Genomic DNA, 18,549 nt, shown 5'->3' on the forward strand with positions numbered 1-18,549 from the left:
GGGAAACGAGATCTCTTGCTCCGGTATTCGGTGATCGCGGCGGGAGAGGCTGACCCGTGCTCCCCTCGATGCTTCCGCCCGGTATCGCCACACAGGAGGTCAGCTACCGGAGCGGCCGGAAACAGGTCATCTACACGGCGCCCTACGTGTCGGACGGGCCGGTGCTCACCCGGGATCTTCTGGGCAGGCAGGCGTGGGTTTTCATGTACGCCCATTTCGTCTTCACCTGGGGCGAGGGCGCCGTCCAGGTCCAGGTCAGCCACGGAACTCTGAGCGGGCCGAAGATGCCGCTGTGGAAGGGCGTGAGCATAGGGGCCTACTGGTCGGGGCCCGCGCTGGCCGAGTTCGGCCAGGTCTGGGCGCTGAACCAGATCTCCGGGGACCGCGGTACACCGGCTGTTATTTCGGATTCGATTCCCTAAAGGACCGTGGGCATGCCGAGGGGCCCGTCGCCGGTGTGGCCGACGGGCTCCTCGGTTCTGCTGTCAGGTGACGCGGTGCAGGGTGTTGCGCCGTGGTTGTCGTAGCGGATCCAGATATTGGGGTGGCACGAATTCCGGTATGCCATCGGGTGCCATTCGGACTTGCCAGTCGTCGTGGTGGATGAGCCGGTGATGGAACGAGCAGAGCAGCACGAGATTGCGCAGGTCGGTGGGTCCGCCGTCCGCCCAGTGCTGAATGTGATGGGCGTGGCAGTGTTTCGGCGCCCGATGACACCCGGGGAAGGCGCAGCCCCCATCGCGGATGTTCAACGCCCGGCGCTGGCCGGGGGTGACGAACCGTCTCATCCGCCCGACGTCGAGCGGCTCACCGGCGGCGCTGAGCACGACGGGGATCATCAGGCAGTCGCAGGCGGCGAGGCGGGCTTCGCGGGCGGTGATGGTGCCGACGAAGTCCAAACAGGCGTTCCCGATACCGGTCTTCAGTTCCTCGAGGCCGATGGTGACGTGCACGAGGGTGCGGTACCCGGAAGTGCCGGGCTGGTCGGGGCAGGCGATGGCGAGGTCGATCAGGTCGGCCCAGGCGTCGCCGCGGCGTTGGGGCAGGGTCCGGTGGTCGGCCTGGCCGAACTCGTCGACCGGGCGTCGTCCGGCGTGGGCGTCGAGCGCGGCCGCGGTGCGGGCCCCGGTCTCGGGATCGAGCAGCCCGGACAGTTTCCAGAAGCCGTCTTTGCGGCGTTCGACGAACACCTCACGCCGCGGCGGGGCGGGTTCGGGATCCTTCGGTTCGTTCCCGTCCGGGTCCAGATGGGCGAGCAGGTCGGCACCGGCTTCGGTGATCTCTTTCGGCCCGGCCTTCCGGGCGAGGTCGGCGAGGATCTTTTCCGCGCCGTCGCGCTCGTCCGTGGGCACGTCGGACGGGATCTTGCGGAGAAAGCCGAGGATGAGGTCGATGTGCTGCTCGGCGAGCGCGCCGTCCTCGGCCGCGGCGGCTGTCGCGGGCGCGAACACCGTTCCCGCGCCACCGGCCTCCGGGACGGGGTTGAGCGCCAGCGCCCGATTCACCACGTCCTGCGCGTCACCGTGGGAAATCCGGGCCACGTCAGCGAACCAGCGTGACGCACTCCCGTAGCCGTACAAGTCTTCCGCGCCCCGCGTTTCGACCTCGGCCAGGTATTTCCCCAGCCCGGCCGAGGCGACCCTCATCACCTGCAGCAGATGCGTCACGCCGTGGGCAAGCTCCAGCTTGCCGGCGCGCCACAACTCTTGCGGCAGTTCGGGTATGAGGGTCTCGGACACCCCTCCACAATACCGAAATCCACCGAACAATTGTTCGTAATTTTAAGCGACAATGCTTATTGCACATTGACCACTAGAGGGTGAATCGGCGCGAAAGACATTGTGACGCACAGTTTCTCATTCAGCTCGTCTTCGCCAGGTGGTGGCGGACAAGCTGTCACGCCTGCTGCGGCGTGCGGTGTGGCCAGGTCCAGGCGGAGCGCAGGATGAAGGCCAGGAGCAGCACCTCGAGTCCGATGGAGATGCCATAGAAGTAGGAGTAAGTCCAAGTCTCCCCTGTCGCGTTGAACATCGAGACGGGGATGTAGAGCGTTGCGACGACGAGGTTGATGGCGCGGTTGACACGGGCGGGCAGTGTCGCGGAGAGCAGGATCATGAGGATCGGGACGGCCATGAGCGTGAGCGCGATGGTGACGAAGGTCGGGCCGGTCTCGAACTTGTGGACGACGCCGGCCAGGAGGCCGTCGAGGAAGCCGGGCTTGTACAGGGCGAGGTAGTCGACGTAGATGTAGAGGAACATGAAGCTGGTCCATGCTGCCGCGAGTCTGACTCGCACGGGCATGCGCAGATCTTCCAGCGTGTTCTGGGACGGCGCGTTCTCCGGTTCGGTGCGGGATCGAGGCGTTCTCATCACGATGCTCCTTGGCTTGTTCGGGTGGGTGCTTTCACCTTCACGGACGCCGTCGGCGGGCACATCGGCCGCGGAGCCTGGTTCGACCTGGCCGTTGGCACAGCCGGGTTCTTGTACTTTCGGCGGAGGCACCGAGCACGCGGGCTGCCTAGGCTGATCAGATGGCCACCAACGCGCTTCGCTCGCTGTGGGCCGAACCTCGACCTGTGAATGCCCCGGGCCGGGGGCCGCGGGACTGGGCTTTGGTCGCAGTACTGATCTGCTGGTCGGTGGTGGAAGTGGTGCTTCGCCAGGACCTGGCGCCAAGCCCGCTGCTGCTCATCGCGGTGCTCGCGGTGCTCGGCCCCCTGCTGTGGCGACGTACGCACCCGCTGGTCGCGGTCGCGGTCTCCTTCGGCACGTTGACGATCGTCGACATCGTCAGAGTTCTCACCGGGTCGCAAGGTGCCCTGCTGAACAGCAGCATCGCGGTGCTGATCCTGGCCTACGCCTTGTTCCGGTGGGGCTCCGGCAGGGAAGCCACGAGCGGCCTCGGCGTCATCCTGCTCTGGCTGGCCGTCATCATCACCCTCGGCGCCGACACCACCACCCGGGCGGAGGCGATCGCGGGATATGCGTTCTTCCTGTTCGCCGCCGCGCTCGGCACCGCGATCCGCTATCGCGCGAAGATCCGCATCCGCGACGTCGACCAAGCCAAGTCCCGCGAACGCGAACAGCTCGCTCGCGAGCTCCACGACACCGTCGCCCACCACGTCTCGGGCATCGCCATCCAGGCCCAAGCAGGACGCGCCATCGCGGCCTCCCACCCCGAGCGTGCCGTCGAGGCCCTGGCCGTCATCGAGGACGCGGCGACCCGCACCCTCACCGAGCTGCGCGCTCTCGTCGGCGTGCTCCGCGCCACGCAGGACACCGGGTTCGCGCCGCAGCCCGGCGTGGCCGAGGTCGAGCAGCTCGCCACCGACGGCCAGACGGGTCCCTGCGTCGAGGTGACGCTGTTCGGCGAGCTCGACGACCTCAGCCCGGCGGTCGGGGCCGCGATCTACCGCCTGGCCCAAGAGTCCATCACCAACGCTCGACGGCACGCCCGTCACGCGACCCAGGTCACCGTCGCCGTCACCGGCGACGCAGACCGGATACGGCTGACCATCGACGACGACGGCTCCGCCGCCGGCGGCCGCGCCCCGGCGGGCTACGGCCTGGTGGGCATGCGCGAACGCGTCTCACTGCTCGGCGGCACCTTCCACGCGGGCCCCGCCGCTGAGCGGGGCTGGCGGGTGGAGGCCGTCCTGCCTCGAACCGGGACGCCACGATGAGCATCAGGGTCCTCATCGCCGACGACCAGCCCATCGTGCGCACCGGGCTGACCATGCTGCTCGACGCCCAACCCGGCATCGAAGTGGTCGGCGCGGCCGCCGACGGGCGCGAGGCGGTCCGCTTGGCGCTCCAGCTGCGCCCCGACGTCGGCCTGTTCGACGTCCGAATGCCGCTGATGGACGGCATCGAAGCCACCCGGCGCCTCGCCGGCCCCGACGTCACCGACCCTCTGCCGATCGTGGTCATCACCACCTTCGACCTCGACGAGTACGTCCACGGGGCGCTCAAAGCCGGCGCCCGTGGGTTTCTGCTCAAGGACGCCGGACCCGCCCTGCTGACCCAGGCCATCCACGCCGCCGCTGACGGAGACGCACTGATCGCGCCCAGCGTGACCGTCCGGCTGCTGGAAGTGTTCGCCCACGCGAAGACCCCACGGCCGAGGCAACCGATGGAACCGCTCACCGCCCGTGAGGAGGAAGTCCTCGTGCCGGTAGCCCGGGGCCGCACCAACAATGAGATCGCCGGCGAGCTCTATATCACCCCGAGCACCGTCAAAGCCCACCTCGCCAGCCTCATGCGCAAGCTCGGCGCCAGAAACCGCGTCGAGGTCGCCATGTGGGCCCACGAGACCGGCCGCGTCTGACCTCGCAAAGGCTCCGCCGCCGAGCCCGAGTCCCAGCCTCACCGTTTCAGCGTGAAAGTGAAGGCACCGGCGGGACCGCTCCACCGGTTTTCGGGCAAAGAGAAGGCCCCCGGGCCGAAGCCAGGGGGCCTTCTCAAGCACCTTTAAGCGCGCGCATCCTCCTTCAGCAGGTCCGCGCACTTCTCGCCGATCGCCATCGTCGTGATGCACGGGTTCACCGCGACCAGGAACGGCATCGCCGAACCGTCGGCGACCCGCAGGCCTTCGACGCCGCGCACCCGCAGCCGCGCGTCCAGCACGGCCAGCGGGTCGTCGTCGCCGCCCATTTTCGCGGTGCACGCGGGGTGATAGACCGTGTTGTGCGTCTTGCGCAGGTAGTCCGCGATCTCGTCGTCGGTCTTGACGTCCCTTCCGGGCGCGAGTTCCGTGCCCGCCCATTCGTCCAGGGCGGGTTGTTCGGCGATCTTGCGGGCCAGTTTGATGCCGTAGGTCATCACGCGCATGTCGTGCTCGTCGGTGAAGTAGCGCGGATCCACCTTCGGCTTGTCCCGGTAGTCACGGCTGCGCAGCCGCACGGTCCCGGTCGAGCGCGACCGGGTGACGTTCGGGGTCAGGCAGAAGCCGTTCTCCGTGGTGGGATAACCCTGCCGGAGGGTGTTCATGTCGAACGGCACGGAGCCGTAGTGGAACATCAGGTCCGGCCGGTCGAGGCCTTCCTCCGTGCTGGTGAAGATGCCGATTTCCCACCATTGCGTGGATTCGGTGGTCATCGGTTGCAGCGCGTCCCACTGGATGACGCCTTCGGGGTGATCCTGCAGGTTCTCGCCGACGCCGGGGGAGTCCACCAGCACGTCCACGCCGACCTCGCGCAGATGCGCGGCCGGGCCGATTCCCGACAGCATCAGGAGTTTCGGGGTGTCGATCGCGCCCGACGACAGGATGACCTCGCGGCGCGCGCGCAGCTTGACGCCGTGGATCAGGTCGTCGGCCAGGTATTCCGCGCCGGTGCAGCGTTTGCCGTCGAACAGCAGCCGCCGGACGCGGGCGCCGGTGATGATCTCCAGGTTCGGCCGCTTGCCGATGATCGGGTGCAGGTAGGACACCGACGCCGACGACCGCGTGCCGTCTTCGCGCGCGTTGATCTGGAACCAGTTCGCGCCGTGCGTGACGGTCTTGCCCGAGTTGAATTCCGTCCTCGGGATGCCTGCCTGCTCGCACGCCTGCAGCAGCGCGACGCCGGTCGGGTCGTTCGGCGGCACCGAGCGGATGGTCACCGGGCCCGAGCGGCCGTGGTGGTCGCCGGGGCCGTCGTTGGTCTCAAGACGCTTGTACAGCGGGAAAATGTCCTTGGCGGACCAGCCGGGCAGGCCGAGCGAGGCCCATTCGTCGAGGTCTTCAGCCGGTGCCCAGAACGCGATGCACGAGTTGTGCGACGAGCAGCCGCCGAGCACCCGCGCGCGGGCGTGGCGCAGGAAGGAGTTCCCGGAGTCCTGCGGTTCGACCAGGTAGTCCCAGTCGTAGCCGGATTCCAGCAGGGCCATCCACTTCGTCAGTTCCAGCACCGCCGGGTCGTCCACATCGGACGGTCCGGCTTCCAGGAGGGCCACGGTGACGTCCGGGTCTTCCGAGAGTCTCGCCGCGACCACCGAACCCGCCGTCCCGCCGCCGACGACGATGTAGTCGAACTCTCCGGTCACTGTGCTGCCTCCTCGGGATGTGCTTCCGCGGCGTGATCGGCCAGGACGCCGCTCTTGTGCCGCAGGACGAACCAGTAATACGCGAAACCGACGACCGCCACCGCGCCGACGAACAGCACGGCCCCCCATTCGAGGTACCAGTGGTAGGGCTCGGTCGCGTTGTAGACCTCGCGCCGCGGCCACGCCAGGTTCACCACGATCGCGCCGCCCCACAGCACGCCGAGGATGTTGACCGGCAGGCCCAGTTTGCCGAGCGAGAAGTACTTGGTGCCCTCGGCCTTGGGCGGCGGCCACTGGCCGCGGAAACGCTTGACCAGCATCGGGATGGTGACCAGCAGGTACGCCAGGTAGATCATGATGATGCCGATGCTGGTGATCACCGTGAAGATCTGCGGCTGGCCGACGTTGACCACCAGGATCAGCACCGCGATGACGCCGGACACGATCGCGGGGACCACCGGCGTCTTCGTCTTCGGCGACACTCGCGCCAGGTGCTTTCCCGCGGGCAGGTTGTTGTCCCGGCCCATCGCGAACATCATCCGGATCGACGCCGACTGCACGGCCAGGTTGCACACCGTGATGGCGATGACGACCGCCAGCAGGAAGATCGTGCCGATCGTGCTGCCGAGGACGTCCTTCACGATGAACTGCAGCCCGCCCGTGGCGATCTCCGGGTTGTTGATGTCACCGACGGCCATCAGCGCCAGGATCAGGATCAGCCCGCCGATGACGAACGACGCGATCAGCGCCCGCAGGATCGCCTTGGGCGCGTTCTTGCGCGGATCGTGGGATTCCTCGCCGAGCGAGCTGGCCGTGTCGAAGCCGTACATGACGTAGGTCGACGCGAGCGAGGCGACCAGGAACGCCCCGAAATAGCCCCACGGCTGGTCGGCGCCGGTGTTGTTGGTCTGCATGACGACCTCGGGGCCGCGCGTGATGTTCACCGCGAGCGCGATGATCAGCAGGACCGCGGCGACCAGTTCGATGAACACCCCGGCGCTGTTGATCCGCGCCATCAGCTTGACGCCCCACGCGTTCACCAGCGTGGTGAACAGGATCAGGATGGTGCCGAGGATGACCGCGTTCACCGCGCTGTCGCCGGAGAACGAGAAGAACGACGAGATCTGGGGGAGCGTGATCTGGTACGCCAGCGCGACGGCGGCGATGCTGACGATCGAGGCGGTCAGCATCATCCACCCGGCCATCCAGGCCACATGCGGGCTGCCGAGCCGTTTCGACCAGTTGTAGATCGAGCCCGCGACCGGGTAGTGCGCGGCCAGTTCGGCGAACGACAGCGCCACCATCAGCTGGCCGACGAACACCATCGGCCATGACCACCAGTAGGCGGGCCCGCCGAAGCTGAAGCCGAAGTAGAACAGCTGGAAGGTGCCCGTCAGGATCGAGATGTAGCTGATCCCGGCGGCGAAGGTGTGGAAATTGCCGAGCGTTCTTTCGAGTTCCTGTTTGTAGCCGAAACCGGCGAGGCCGTCGTCGGAAGGATTACTCATCGGCACTTCCCGTCTTTAGTTGGACGCTGACTCCCCTGAGAACCAGCGCTGTGGTTCGGGCCGGAGGTTCTGGTAGATGTGCTTCGCCTCCACGTACTCGGCCAGCCCCGTCGGGCCCAGCTCGCGCCCGAAACCGGATTGCTTGTAGCCGCCCCATTCCGCCTGCGGCAGATACGGGTGGAAGTCGTTGATCCAGATCGTGCCGTGCCGCAGCCGGTTCGCGACCCGCTGCGCGCGGGAGGCGTCCGAGGTGAAGACGGCGCCCGCGAGGCCGTAGTGGGTGTCGTTGGCGATGCGGACGGCGTCGTCCTCGTCGGTGAAGGTCTCGACGGTGAGCACCGGGCCGAACGACTCGTCGACGACGGCGCTGCTGCCCTGCTTCACGTTGTCGAGGATGGTCGGCAGGTAGTAGTGCCCCTTCGCGAGTTCGCGATCGTCGGGGCGTTTGCCACCGGTGCGCAGGACGGCGCCCTCTTCGAGAGCCGCGGCGACGTACCGTTCGATCTTTTCCAAATGGGCGGCCGAGATCAGCGGACCGGTTTCAGCCTTCGGGTCGAAAGGTCCACCCAGTCGGATCAGTTCGGCACGGCGGACGAGTTCGTCGACGAACCTGTCGTGCCACTCCTCTTGGACGATCAGCCGCGCGCCCGCCGAGCAGACCTGACCGGAGTGCAGGAACACCGCGGTCAGCGCGTAGTCGACGGCGGTATCGAAGTCCGAGTCGGCGAAGACGACGTTCGGGTTCTTGCCGCCCAGTTCCAGCGCGACCTTCTTGATCGTCGCGGCGGCGGACGCGGCGATGATCTTCCCGGTCGCGAGGCCGCCGGTGAACGAGACGAGATCGACATCCGGATGCTCCGAAAGGGGCGCCCCGGCCTGCGCGCCGGCGCCGAGCACCAGGTTCGCGACGCCGCCGGGCAGCCCGGCCTCGGTCAGCAGATTCATCAGCATCATGCAGGTGTGCGGCGTCAGTTCGCTGGGTTTGAGGACGAAGGTGTTGCCCGCCGCGAGCGCGGGGGCCACCTTCCAGATGGTCTGCAGGAGCGGGTAGTTCCACGGCGTGATCAGCCCGCAGACGCCGACCGGCTCGTGCACGATCCGGCTGAACGCGTCCGGGTTGCCGGTGTCGACCACCCGGCCCGCGTCGTTGGCGGCGAGTTTGCCGAAGTAGCGCAGGCACGCGGCGATGTCGGCCATGTCGTACTTGCTCTCCACCAGCCGTTTCCCGGTGTCGAGCGACTCGGCTCGGGCGAAGGCCTCGGCGTCGCGGTCGAGCAGGTCCGCGACCTTCAGCAGCAGGTCACCGCGTTCGGGGGCGGGGGTGTTCGGCCAAGGGCCGGTGTCGAAGGCCTTCCTCGCGGCGGCGATCGCCGCTTCGGTGTCCTCACGGGTGCCTTCGGCGACTTCCGCGACCAGCGACCCGTCAGCGGGGCAGCGGATCTCCCTGCGACCACCGCCGATCGCGTCGACCCACTCGCCGCCGATGAAAAAGTCCGCCATCAAGCCCCTCCGAAACCGGCTCCTGCTCAACCGTCGATCAGCGATTATCGCGGCCACCCGACGTGACCGCTACTTGGCAAAAGAGACCATGTTCACACCGTCGGGTGCCGTGTGGTGATTTTCTGACATGTGACCCGTGACGCGGGGGACGGAAGACTCTCAGGCGCCCTCCGTAGACTGGCTGGAACGGCGGAATGAGGAACCAGGCGAGGTGGGAGAGTGACGTTGCTCGAGTCCGTGCACGGACCGGCCGACTTGAAGCGGATGGACCAGGAACAGCTCGGCGAGCTGGCCGCGGAGATCCGCGACTTCCTGGTCGAGAAGGTGCGGCTCGCCGGTGGTCACCTCGGCCCGAACCTGGGTGTGGTCGAGCTGACGATGGCGTTGCACCGGGTCTTCGACTCGCCGAACGACGCCATCGTGTGGGACGTGGGTCACCAGGCCTACGTGCACAAGATCGTCACCGGCAGGCACGACGGCTTCGGCAAGCTGCGCCAGCTCGGCGGCCTCACCGGCTACCCGGCGCGCTGCGAGAGCGAGCACGACCTCGTCGAGAACAGCCACGCCTCGACCGCTCTGTCCTATGTGGACGGCCTGGCGAAGGCGTTCGAACTCGGCGGTGGCGGCAGGCACGCGATCGCGGTCGTCGGCGACGGCGCGCTGACCGGCGGCATGTGCTGGGAGGCGCTCAACAACATCGCCGCGAACCCGCGGCGACCGGTCGTCATCGTCATCAACGACAACGGCCGCTCGTACTCGCCGACCATCGGTGGCGTCGCGGATCACTTGGCGTCGCTGCGGCTCAAGCCGGGCTACGAGCGCGTACTGGACCGTGGCAAGGAACTGCTGCGGCACACGCCCATCGTCGGCAAGCCGATCTACGCGGCGCTGCACGCGGCGAAGGCGGGGCTCAAGGACGCGCTGAGCCCGCAGATGATGTTCTCCGACCTCGGCCTCAAGTACCTCGGGCCGGTCGACGGGCACGACCTCGGCGCGCTGGAGAAGGCGTTCCAGAGCGCCCGCGACTTCGGCGGCGCGGTCATCGTGCACGTGGTCACCGAGAAGGGTCACGGCTACGAGCCCGCGGTCACCAACCAGGCCGACCAGATGCACCAGACCGACCCGATCGACCCGGAAACCGGCCTGCCGCCGGTCAAGGGGCCGAGCTGGACCGGCGTCTTCGCCGACGAACTGGTCAAGATCGGCGCCGACCGCGAGGACGTCGTCGCGATCACCGCGGCGATGCTGCGCTCGACCGGGCTGCACAAGTTCGCCGAGGCGTACCCGGACCGCTGGTACGACGTCGGCATCGCCGAGCAGCACGCGGTGACCTCGGCCGCCGGTCTCGCGATGGGCGGCAAGCACCCCGTCGTCGCGGTCTACTCGACCTTCTTGAACCGCGCGTTCGACCAGGTCCTGATGGACGTCGCGCTGCACCGCCAGCCGGTGACGCTGGTGCTGGACCGCGCCGGGATCACCGGGCCGGACGGGCCGAGTCACCACGGCATGTGGGACCTCTCGCTGCTGGGCATGGTGCCGGGCATGCGGGTCGCCGCGCCGCGTGACGCCGGGACGCTGCGCGAGGAGCTGCGCGAGGCCGTCGCCGTCGAGGACGGGCCGACGGCGCTGCGGTTCTCCAAGGGCGGCGTGATCGACTCCGTTCCCGCCGTCGAACGCGTCGGGGTGGTGGACGTGCTGCGCAAGCCGTCCGGCGACGCCGACGTCCTGCTGGTCGCGGTGGGCGCGTTCGCGATGCTCGGGCTCGCGGCCGCGGACAGGCTGGCCGACCAGGGCATCGGCGTGACCGTGGTGGACCCGCGCTGGGTCGTCCCGGCGCCCGCCGAACTGGTGGCGCTGGCCGAGCAGCACAAGCTCGTCGTGAGCGTCGAGGACAGCGGCCGTCACGGTGGTTTCGGTTCCGCGCTGGCCGCGCTGTTCCGCGACGCGGAATGCGACGTGCCGCTGCGGGATCTGGCCGTGCCGCAGGTGTTCCACGACCACGGCTCGCGCGAGGAGGTGCTGGCCCGCGTCGGGCTCACCGCGCAGGACGTCGCGCGGCGGGTCACCGAATGGTCCGCGAACCTGGCGAGCCGGACGCCTGCGCCGGAGGACACGCACCGCTGACAAGCGCTATGAAAGGCCCGTTACTTGCAAATTTTGCAAGTAACGGGCCTTTCATGTCACGCGCTAGGCCCGCCAGACAGTGCCGCCGCGGACAGCACCATCGTGCCGGTGCAGATCCCGACCGGAAGCGCCCGCGAAGCCTTCAGGCGACGCAGGAAACTCTGATCGGCGTTGAGCCGGTGCGCGCCCGGACCGTTCCGGTCCTTGTAGCCGCCGCCCGGCACCACGAGGACTGGAGAGCGCCGCCGGTGAGTTTCCCGGCCAGCCCGAGTACTTCGACGGGCGCGATGAAGTCCTGTTCCTCCACGCCGTCGAACATCAGGATTTGAACGCGCAAAGGTGACGCCGCCGTGGCGGCGGGCACGGTGACCCCGGCGGCGACGCCGGCGGACAAGGCTGAAGCACGCAGAAAAGTTCGACGCTGCAAGACGACCTCCCAGGTGTGTACCCAGTGGTCGCGCGAAAACCCGGTCAGGTTCCCGTGATCCGGGCGACCGACCGGACGACGAGGTCACGCGTCGCGGCGGGGGAGGAGAAACCCAGGATCGACAGGTGCACGACGAGGCTCAGCAGTTCCTCGGCGTCGAAGTGGTCCGGCACGGATCCGGCGCGCTGGGCTTCCCGGATCGCGGCGACCTTGTCCGCGTGCGCCCGGACTTCGGCCTCCGGCGCCGCGTCGAAGCCCTGCTCCAGCCGGAGCCAGCCCATGAGCCGCAGGACTTCGGGGTGCTCCAGATACCGGTCGAACAGCCGTCCCGCGTAGCCGGGCAGATCGTCGGGAGTGATCGGGACCGACTTGATCGCGAGGTCCACCTGCTCCTGCACGACCACCTCGAAAAGGTATTCCTTGCTGCAGAAATAGGCGTAGATCAGCGCCTTGTTGGCGCCGGCGTTCTTCGCGATGCGATCCACCCGGGCGCCCGCGATGCCGTACGTCGCGAACTCGGTCGTCGCCGCGTCCAGCAGCTTCCGCTTGGTCGCTTCCTTGTCCCTGACCATGTGACCCAGTCTAACTAACTGGTTGGTTGACAGCCAGTCCGGTCCCGTGGCAACCTGAGTTAGCAACCAACCGGTTAGTTAAGGAGATCGACATGAAGGTCGCACTGGTTACGGGCGCTTCCGCGGGCATCGGCGAAGCCACCGCCCTCGCGCTGCAGGAAGCGGGCTACACGGTCTACGGCGCCGCGCGGCGCGTCGAGCGGATGGCGGGGCTCGCCGAACGCGGGATCAAGATCCTCGCGATGGACGTCACCGACGACGCGTCGATGGTCGCGGGCGTCGAGCGGATCATCGACGAGACCGGCCGCATCGACGTCCTGGTCAACAACGCGGGCTACGGCTCGTACGGCGCCTTCGAAGACGTGCCGCTCTCGGAGGGGAAGTACCAGTTCGAGGTCAACCTCTTCGGCCTCGCGCGGCTCGTCCAGCTGACCACGCCGCATATGCGGGCCCAGGGCTCGGGGAAGATCGTGAACATCTCGTCGATCGGCGGCAAGATCTACGAACCGCTCGGCGGCTGGTACCACTCGACGAAGTTCGCCGTCGAAGGCCTGAGCGATTCCCTGCGGCTGGAACTCAAGCCGTTCGGCATCGACGTCGTGGTGATCGAACCCGGCGCCATCAAGACCGAATGGGGCGGCATCGCGGTCGAGAACCTGCTCAAGACCTCGGGCGACACCGCCTACGCGCCGCAGGCCAAGGCACTGGCGAAGTTCTTCGGCCAGGCCGCGCGCGGCTCCCATCCGAAGGTGATCGCCGACGTCATCCTGAAGGCGGTCCAGGCCCGGCGCCCGAAGACCCGCTACGCCGCGGGACTCGGGGCGAAGCCGATCCTGTTCGTGCGCCGGGTGCTCCCGGACCGTGCCTTCGACGCGTTGTTCCTCGGCGTGCTGCGCCGCTTCGCCTAGACCGCGACAGCCGGTTCCGTGACGGGCTCCGCGTACGAGTAGACCTCCGGCGGCTCGGGGAAGAGCTTGACCAGCACGGGATACGCGATCGCCGCCGTGCAGAGCGTCACCACCATGCTGACGTCCACGCCGCCCGCGATGTCCTTGAACGGCCCGGCGATCATCGGGGTGTTGGCGGTCAGCAGGCCCAGCGTCGTCGCCGGGATCCACGCGGCCATCGCACGCCAGTTCACGCCGCGGGTGAACCAGTAGCGCCCGCCCTTGCGGCCCTGGTTGAACACCTGGAGGTCGTCCGGGTCGTAGAACCCGCGCCGCAGCAAGAAACCGATCATCATGATCACCATCCACGGCGACGTGCACAGCACGATCAGCGTGGCGAAGGCGTTGATGCTGGAGACCATGTCCAGCACGAAATTGCCGACGAAGATGAACACGACGCTGAGCGAGCCGATCAGCAACGTCGCCTGGACCCGGCTCAGCTTCACGAAGATCGAGCTGAAGTCGAGGCCGGTTCCGTAGAGCGACGTCGTGCCGGTGGACAGCCCGCCGATCAGCGCGACCACGATCAGCGGGATCGCGTACCAGAGCGGGGAAATCGCGGTCAGGCCGGTGATGTAGTCGGCCGGATCCGCGACCAGGGTCGCGGTGGCGATGCCGAACCCGAACGGCAGCAAGGTCGCCACCTGCGCCAGGAACGGCGCGGCCAGCAGGGAACGGCGGCTGTGGCGCGCGGGGATGTAGCGCGTCCAGTCGCCGAGGAAGGCGCCGAACGAGATCGGGTTCGCCATCGTGGTGAGCGCGGCCAGGATCCAGGTCGGCCAGAAGTCCCCGAGCGCGTAGGTGCCGGTGCCGGCGAACCCCGGGTCGAACGTGCCGCCGTAGGCCACGATCCCGAGCAGCATGATCGCCGTGCCCAGGGTGACCGCGACCCGGTTCACCAGCAGCATGAACCGGTAGCCGTAGATGCACACCACCAGCGTGGCGATCGCGATGACGCCGTACGCGACGCCGCGCAGCACTTCGCCGCCGTCGAAGCCGAAAAGCCGTTGTGCCGCACCGGCGACGGCGTCGCCGCTCACCCAGACCGAGATGGCGAAGAAGGTGATCGCCGTCAGCAGGGAGAGGAAGGAGCCGACACAACGGCCGACGACGCCGAAGTGCGCGCCGGAGGAGACCGCGTTGTTGGTCCGGGTGAGCGGGCCGAACAACGACATCGGCGAGAGCACCAGCGCGCCGACGACCACCCCGGCGACCGTGGCCGCCACCGCCGCCCAGAAGCTCAGGCCGAAGGCGATCGGGAGCGTCCCGAGGATGATGGTGGCGAAGGTGTTCGCGCCACCGAACGCCATCCGGAACAGGTCGCGAGGCCGCGACGTCTGTTCCTCCGGCGGGATCGGCGCGATGCCGTGCTGCTCGACTTCGGTGACCTTGTCACCCATAGGGACCTCCGGGTACAGCTTCAGGCGAAGCGGGTCATGACGTGCTTGACGCGGGTGTACTCGGCGAAGGAGTAGGACGAGAGGTCCTTTCCGTGGCCCGAGTGCCCGAAGCCGCCATGGGGCATTTCCGAGACCAGCGGCCCGTGGGTGTTGACCCAGACGCAGCCGAAGTCGAGTTCGCCCGAGACGCGGGTCGCGCGTGACAGGTCGTGGGTCCAGATCGACGACGCCAGCCCGTACGGGACGCCGTTGGCCAGCCGCACCGCCTCGTCCTCGTCCACAAAGGACTGGACGGTGATGACCGGGCCGAAGACCTCCTCCTGCACGATCTCGTCGTCCTGCTTCAAGCCGGAGATCACGGTGGGGGAGAAGAAGAAACCTCGGTCACCGGCGGGCGAGCCACCGGTCTCCACGCGGGCGTGGGCGGGAAGCCGCTCGACGAGGCCGCGAACCCGGCCGAACTGCGCCTCGCTGTTGAGCGGGCCGAAGTCCCGGCCGGGTGCCTGCGCGGCGGCGGCCTTGGTCAGCTCCGCGACGAACTCGTCGTGGATCGCCGCGTCCACCAGCACCCGGCTGCCCGCGGTGCAGTCCTGCCCGGCGTTGTAGAACGCCGCGCCGACGATGCCCTCCGCCGCCTCGGCGAGGTTCACGTCGCCGAACACCAGCAGCGGCGCGTTCCCGCCGAGCTCCAGGTGCGTGCGCTTGAGGTCGGCCGCCGCGACGGTGGCGACGTCGATGCCGGCGCGGGTCGACCCGGTGATCGACACCAGTTCGGTGATCGGGTGCTTCACCAGCGCGCGGCCGGTGTCACGGTCGCCGCACAGCACGTTGAAGGCACCCTGGGGCAGGAACTCCGCCGCGACCTTCGCCAGCAGCACGGCCGTCGACGGCGTGGTCTCCGCGGGCTTCAGCACGACGGTGTTGCCCGCCGCCAGCGCCGGGGCGATCTTCCAGACCCCCATCATCAGCGGGTAGTTCCACGGCGCGATCTGCGCGCAGACGCCGACCGGTTCACGGCGGATCGCCGAGGAGTGCCCCGGCAGGTACTCGCCGGACGCGGTGCCTTCGAGCTGCCGTGCCGCACCGGCGAAGAACCGCAGCGCGCTGACGCACTCCGGGATCTCCTCCTCCAGCACGACGGCCCGGATCTTGCCGGTCTCGCGGATTTCGAGCTCGGCGAACTCCTCCGCGCGTGCCTCCACCGCGTCGGCGATCTTCAGCAGCGCGAGCTGACGCTGGGCGGGTGTGCTCTTGCGCCACACCTTGAAAGCTCGTTCGGCGGCGGCCAGCGCCGCGTCCACATCGGACTGCTCGGACAGCACGCTGGTGCCGAAGACCTCGCCGGTGGCGGGGTCCACCAGATCGAGGGTCCGCGAGCCCGCCGCCGGTACCTCGGCGCCGTCGACGAAATTCAGGACCTGAGTCATTTCTTCTCCAGGTGGGTCGGCTCGAACATCTTCAGCAGGGCGGGGAGGACGACCACCGACGGGCCGGGCGTGCCCAGCGCGTCGGCCAGGTCCTTCCCGATGGTGTCCAAAGAGGACACGGTGGCGGGGACGCCGAAAGACTTCGCCAGCGCGGCGAAATCGGGTCGCGCGAGTTCGGTGGCGGTGGACTGGCCGAAGGCGCCGGTCAGGTATTCGCGCAGGATGCCGTACCCGCCGTCGTCGACGACGAGCCACGTGACGTCCAGTTGGTGCTGGACCGCGGTGGCCAGCTCCGCCACGCCGTACATCGCGCCGCCGTCACCGGACACCGCGAGCACCGGACCGCCGGTGGCGGCCGCGCCGCCGAGCGCGCCGGGCAGGCCGTAGCCGAGCCCGCCCGCGCCCTGCGCGGTGTGGATCGGCGCGCCCTCGGGGTTCCACGCAGACCAGGCCCAGTAGGCCGCGATCGTCATGTCCCAGAACGTCTGCGTGCCCTCGGGCACCGCCGCGCGGATGTCGTCGATCAGCTTGCGCTCGGTCTCGAGCGGCTGGCCGTCGAGCCGTTCGCGTACCTTGCCCAGCAGCTCCGAGACCGCCTTTTCGGCGACACCGTCGCTCTGGTGGAACGGAATCTGCTCCAGAAGTCCTTGCAGGGCGAGGCGGACGTCGGCGTGGATGCCCAGCGCCGGATAGTTCGACTCCAGTTTCCCGAGATCGGCCTCGACCTGGATCATCCGGCCACGCGGGGCGAACTCGCGGTAGTTGCTGGACAGCTCGCCGAGCCCGGAACCCAGCACCAGCAGTACATCCGCGTCCGACAGGAACTCGGTGCTGTGCCAGTCCTCGAGCCACGACTGCCCGGAAAGCTCGTGGTCCCAGCCGAAGACGCCCTTGCCGCCGAACGTCGACAGCACCGGCGCGCGCAAGGCCTCCGCGAGCGCCTTCAGCTCCGCGTGCGCGCCCGAGCGCAGGGCGCCACCACCGGCGAGGATCACCGGCTTCTTCGCCGCGCCAAGGAGATTCGCGGCTTCGTTGAGCAGTTCCGGCAACGGCGCGAGCGGCGCCGGATTCGCCGTCACCGAAGTGATCCGCGGCAGGTCCGTCGGCGCCAGCAGGATGTCCTGCGGGATCTCGACCCACACCGGGCCATACGGCGCTGTCGCCGCCGACTCCCAGGCTTCGCGCAGTGCCGTCGGGATCTGGCTGACGGTCCGCACGACGTGGACCGACTTCACCACGTCGCGGAAGCTGGCCTGCTGGTCGGGCAGTTCGTGCAGGTAGCCGTGCCGCCCGCCGCCGAGCCCGGCGACCGGGATCTGACTGGAGATGCCGAGCACCGGCACGGACGCGGCCCGGGATTCCTGCAGTGAAGCCAAAGTCAGCAGCGCGCCGGGACCGGTCGACACGATCATCGGGGTCACCGGGACCGGGCCCTCGGGGTCCGCCGCGAGCCGGGCACGGGCGTGCCCGTCGGCCGCGAACGCCAGGTTGTTCTCCACCCGCGAGCTGATCACGCGGAGTTCGGAACTGCGCCGCAGCGCCTCGAACAGGCCGAGCGCGTGCTGGCCCGGCAGGCCGAACACGGTGTCCGCGCCGAGCGCGCGGAGGGTTTCGACGACTACGTCGCCGCCTATCCGTTCAGTGCTGGTCATTCGCCCTTCCCCAAACTGAGCAGGCTCACCAGGTCGTAGGCGACATGGGAAGCCGCGATGGCGGTGATCTCGGCATGATCGTAAGCCGGGGCCAGCTCGACGACATCCGCTCCGACGAGGTTGCAGTCGCGCAGCCCGCGCAGGATCTCCAGCAGTTCACGGCTGGTCATCCCGCCCGCCTCGGGGGTGCCGGTGCCCGGCGCGTGCGCGGGGTCGAGCACGTCGATGTCGACCGAGATGTAGAGCGGGCGGCCGCCGATGCGCTGGCGCAGCGCGTCGACGGTCTCGGCGACCCCGCGGCGCATGACGTCGCCGGAGGTGACGATGCCGAATCCGAGGCGGCGGTCCTCTTCCAGATCCCGCTTGCCGTACAGCGGGCCGCGCGTGCCGACGTGGGACAGCGCTTCGGTGTCGAGGAGGCCTTCCTCGGACGCCCGCCGGAACGGGGTGCCGTGGGTGTACGGCTCGCCGAAGTAGGTGTCCCAGGTGTCGAGGTGCGCGTCGAAGTGCAGCAGCGCCACCGGTCCGTGCTTCTTCGCCGCCGCACGCAGCAGCGGCAGCGCGATCGTGTGGTCGCCGCCGACGGTCACCAGCCGCGTCCCGCCCGCGGTCAGCGCCTCCGCCTCCTGCTGCAGGGTCTCGATCGCCTCCCCGATGTTGAACGGGTTGAGTGCGATGTCACCGGCGTCGACCACCTGCTTCTCGGCGAACGGGGAGACGTCGAGTTCCGGGTGGTACGGGCGAAGGAGCCTGCTGGCCTCACGGAGCGCGGAGGGGCCGAACCGCGCGCCGGGACGGTAGGACACCCCGGCGTCGAACGGCACCCCGACGACGGCGACGTCGGCGTGCTCGACCTGATCGATCCGCGGCAGCCTCGCGAAGGTCGCGAAACCGGCGAACCGGGGCACCCTCGACGAGTCGACGGGTCCGATCGGGCTCTGCTCAGCCACTGTTTCTCCTTTGGGTTT

General features: G+C 68.6%; 16 protein-coding genes. 5 read left to right on the top strand and 11 right to left on the bottom strand.

Annotated features, from left to right (window positions below):
• Positions 1-68 precede the first annotated feature (68 nt).
• Complete coding sequence (locus tag ACLJRM_RS00755; RefSeq protein ID WP_233224235.1) at positions 69-422, top strand: hypothetical protein; 354 nt, start codon at positions 69-71, stop codon at positions 420-422.
• Between the two features lie 63 nt (positions 423-485).
• Here the strand turns inward: ACLJRM_RS00755 and ACLJRM_RS00760 are convergent, their stop codons facing one another.
• The gene (locus ACLJRM_RS00760; RefSeq protein WP_410661900.1) at positions 486-1,739 is read right to left on the bottom strand and encodes a DUF222 domain-containing protein; all 1,254 of its coding nucleotides are present in this window, start codon (positions 1,737-1,739) and stop codon (positions 486-488) included.
• A gap of 157 nt (positions 1,740-1,896) precedes the next feature.
• Positions 1,897-2,370 carry a DUF6326 family protein gene (locus ACLJRM_RS00765; RefSeq protein ID WP_410661901.1) on the bottom strand — a complete coding sequence of 158 codons (474 nt, stop codon included), beginning with the start codon at positions 2,368-2,370 and terminating at the stop codon, positions 1,897-1,899.
• A gap of 161 nt (positions 2,371-2,531) precedes the next feature.
• On the opposite strand from ACLJRM_RS00765, the gene ACLJRM_RS00770 reads away from it, so the two are divergent.
• Complete coding sequence (locus tag ACLJRM_RS00770) at positions 2,532-3,683, top strand: sensor histidine kinase (RefSeq protein WP_410661902.1); 1,152 nt, start codon at positions 2,532-2,534, stop codon at positions 3,681-3,683.
• The gene (locus ACLJRM_RS00775) at positions 3,680-4,327 is read left to right on the top strand and encodes a response regulator (protein ID WP_410661903.1); all 648 of its coding nucleotides are present in this window, start codon (positions 3,680-3,682) and stop codon (positions 4,325-4,327) included. Before ACLJRM_RS00770 ends, ACLJRM_RS00775 begins: the two co-directional genes overlap by 4 nt.
• A gap of 143 nt (positions 4,328-4,470) precedes the next feature.
• Here ACLJRM_RS00775 and ACLJRM_RS00780 read toward each other — a convergent pair whose 3' ends face one another.
• Genes ACLJRM_RS00780 through ACLJRM_RS00790 form a run of 3 tightly spaced genes read right to left on the bottom strand, consistent with a single transcriptional unit; the run spans position 4,471 to position 9,032 of the window.
• Positions 4,471-6,024 carry a GMC family oxidoreductase gene (locus tag ACLJRM_RS00780; RefSeq protein WP_101606615.1) on the bottom strand — a complete coding sequence of 518 codons (1,554 nt, stop codon included), beginning with the start codon at positions 6,022-6,024 and terminating at the stop codon, positions 4,471-4,473.
• Positions 6,021-7,532: an APC family permease gene (locus ACLJRM_RS00785; protein ID WP_101606616.1), complete on the bottom strand. Its 1,512-nt coding sequence runs from the start codon at positions 7,530-7,532 to the stop codon at positions 6,021-6,023. Before ACLJRM_RS00785 ends, ACLJRM_RS00780 begins: the two co-directional genes overlap by 4 nt.
• A gap of 15 nt (positions 7,533-7,547) precedes the next feature.
• Complete coding sequence (locus ACLJRM_RS00790; RefSeq protein ID WP_101606617.1) at positions 7,548-9,032, bottom strand: aldehyde dehydrogenase family protein; 1,485 nt, start codon at positions 9,030-9,032, stop codon at positions 7,548-7,550.
• Positions 9,033-9,251: 219 nt separating this feature from the next.
• Between ACLJRM_RS00790 and dxs the strand changes: the two genes are divergently transcribed.
• The gene (dxs, locus tag ACLJRM_RS00795) at positions 9,252-11,156 is read left to right on the top strand and encodes a 1-deoxy-D-xylulose-5-phosphate synthase (RefSeq protein ID WP_101606618.1); all 1,905 of its coding nucleotides are present in this window, start codon (positions 9,252-9,254) and stop codon (positions 11,154-11,156) included.
• A gap of 142 nt (positions 11,157-11,298) precedes the next feature.
• On the opposite strand, the gene ACLJRM_RS00800 is transcribed toward dxs, so the two are convergent.
• A complete protein-coding gene (locus tag ACLJRM_RS00800; RefSeq protein WP_410661904.1) occupies positions 11,299-11,550 on the bottom strand; it encodes a hypothetical protein in 252 nt (83 codons plus the stop codon).
• 77 nt (positions 11,551-11,627) lie between these two features.
• Positions 11,628-12,155 carry a TetR family transcriptional regulator gene (locus tag ACLJRM_RS00805; protein WP_101606621.1) on the bottom strand — a complete coding sequence of 176 codons (528 nt, stop codon included), beginning with the start codon at positions 12,153-12,155 and terminating at the stop codon, positions 11,628-11,630.
• A 92-nt stretch (positions 12,156-12,247) separates the two neighbouring features.
• On the opposite strand from ACLJRM_RS00805, the gene ACLJRM_RS00810 reads away from it, so the two are divergent.
• Positions 12,248-13,063: an oxidoreductase gene (locus tag ACLJRM_RS00810; RefSeq protein WP_101606622.1), complete on the top strand. Its 816-nt coding sequence runs from the start codon at positions 12,248-12,250 to the stop codon at positions 13,061-13,063.
• Here ACLJRM_RS00810 and ACLJRM_RS00815 read toward each other — a convergent pair.
• From ACLJRM_RS00815 to speB, 4 genes are read right to left on the bottom strand one after another with little or no spacing between them, the layout of a single operon-like run.
• Positions 13,060-14,502 carry a purine-cytosine permease family protein gene (locus tag ACLJRM_RS00815; protein WP_410661905.1) on the bottom strand — a complete coding sequence of 481 codons (1,443 nt, stop codon included), beginning with the start codon at positions 14,500-14,502 and terminating at the stop codon, positions 13,060-13,062. The genes ACLJRM_RS00810 and ACLJRM_RS00815 overlap by 4 nt on opposite strands.
• A gap of 20 nt (positions 14,503-14,522) precedes the next feature.
• Positions 14,523-15,929, bottom strand: coding sequence for an aminobutyraldehyde dehydrogenase (locus tag ACLJRM_RS00820; protein WP_410661906.1), 1,407 nt, complete (start codon positions 15,927-15,929; stop codon positions 14,523-14,525).
• Positions 15,926-17,581: a thiamine pyrophosphate-binding protein gene (locus tag ACLJRM_RS00825; protein WP_410661907.1), complete on the bottom strand. Its 1,656-nt coding sequence runs from the start codon at positions 17,579-17,581 to the stop codon at positions 15,926-15,928. The genes ACLJRM_RS00820 and ACLJRM_RS00825 overlap by 4 nt, the downstream gene beginning before the upstream one ends.
• Complete coding sequence (speB, locus tag ACLJRM_RS00830; RefSeq protein WP_168214273.1) at positions 17,578-18,531, bottom strand: agmatinase; 954 nt, start codon at positions 18,529-18,531, stop codon at positions 17,578-17,580. Before speB ends, ACLJRM_RS00825 begins: the two co-directional genes overlap by 4 nt.
• Positions 18,532-18,549 lie beyond the last annotated feature (18 nt).

It is taken from the genome of Amycolatopsis sp. lyj-84 (assembly GCF_046549075.1).
Lineage (GTDB): Bacteria > Actinomycetota > Actinomycetes > Mycobacteriales > Pseudonocardiaceae > Amycolatopsis.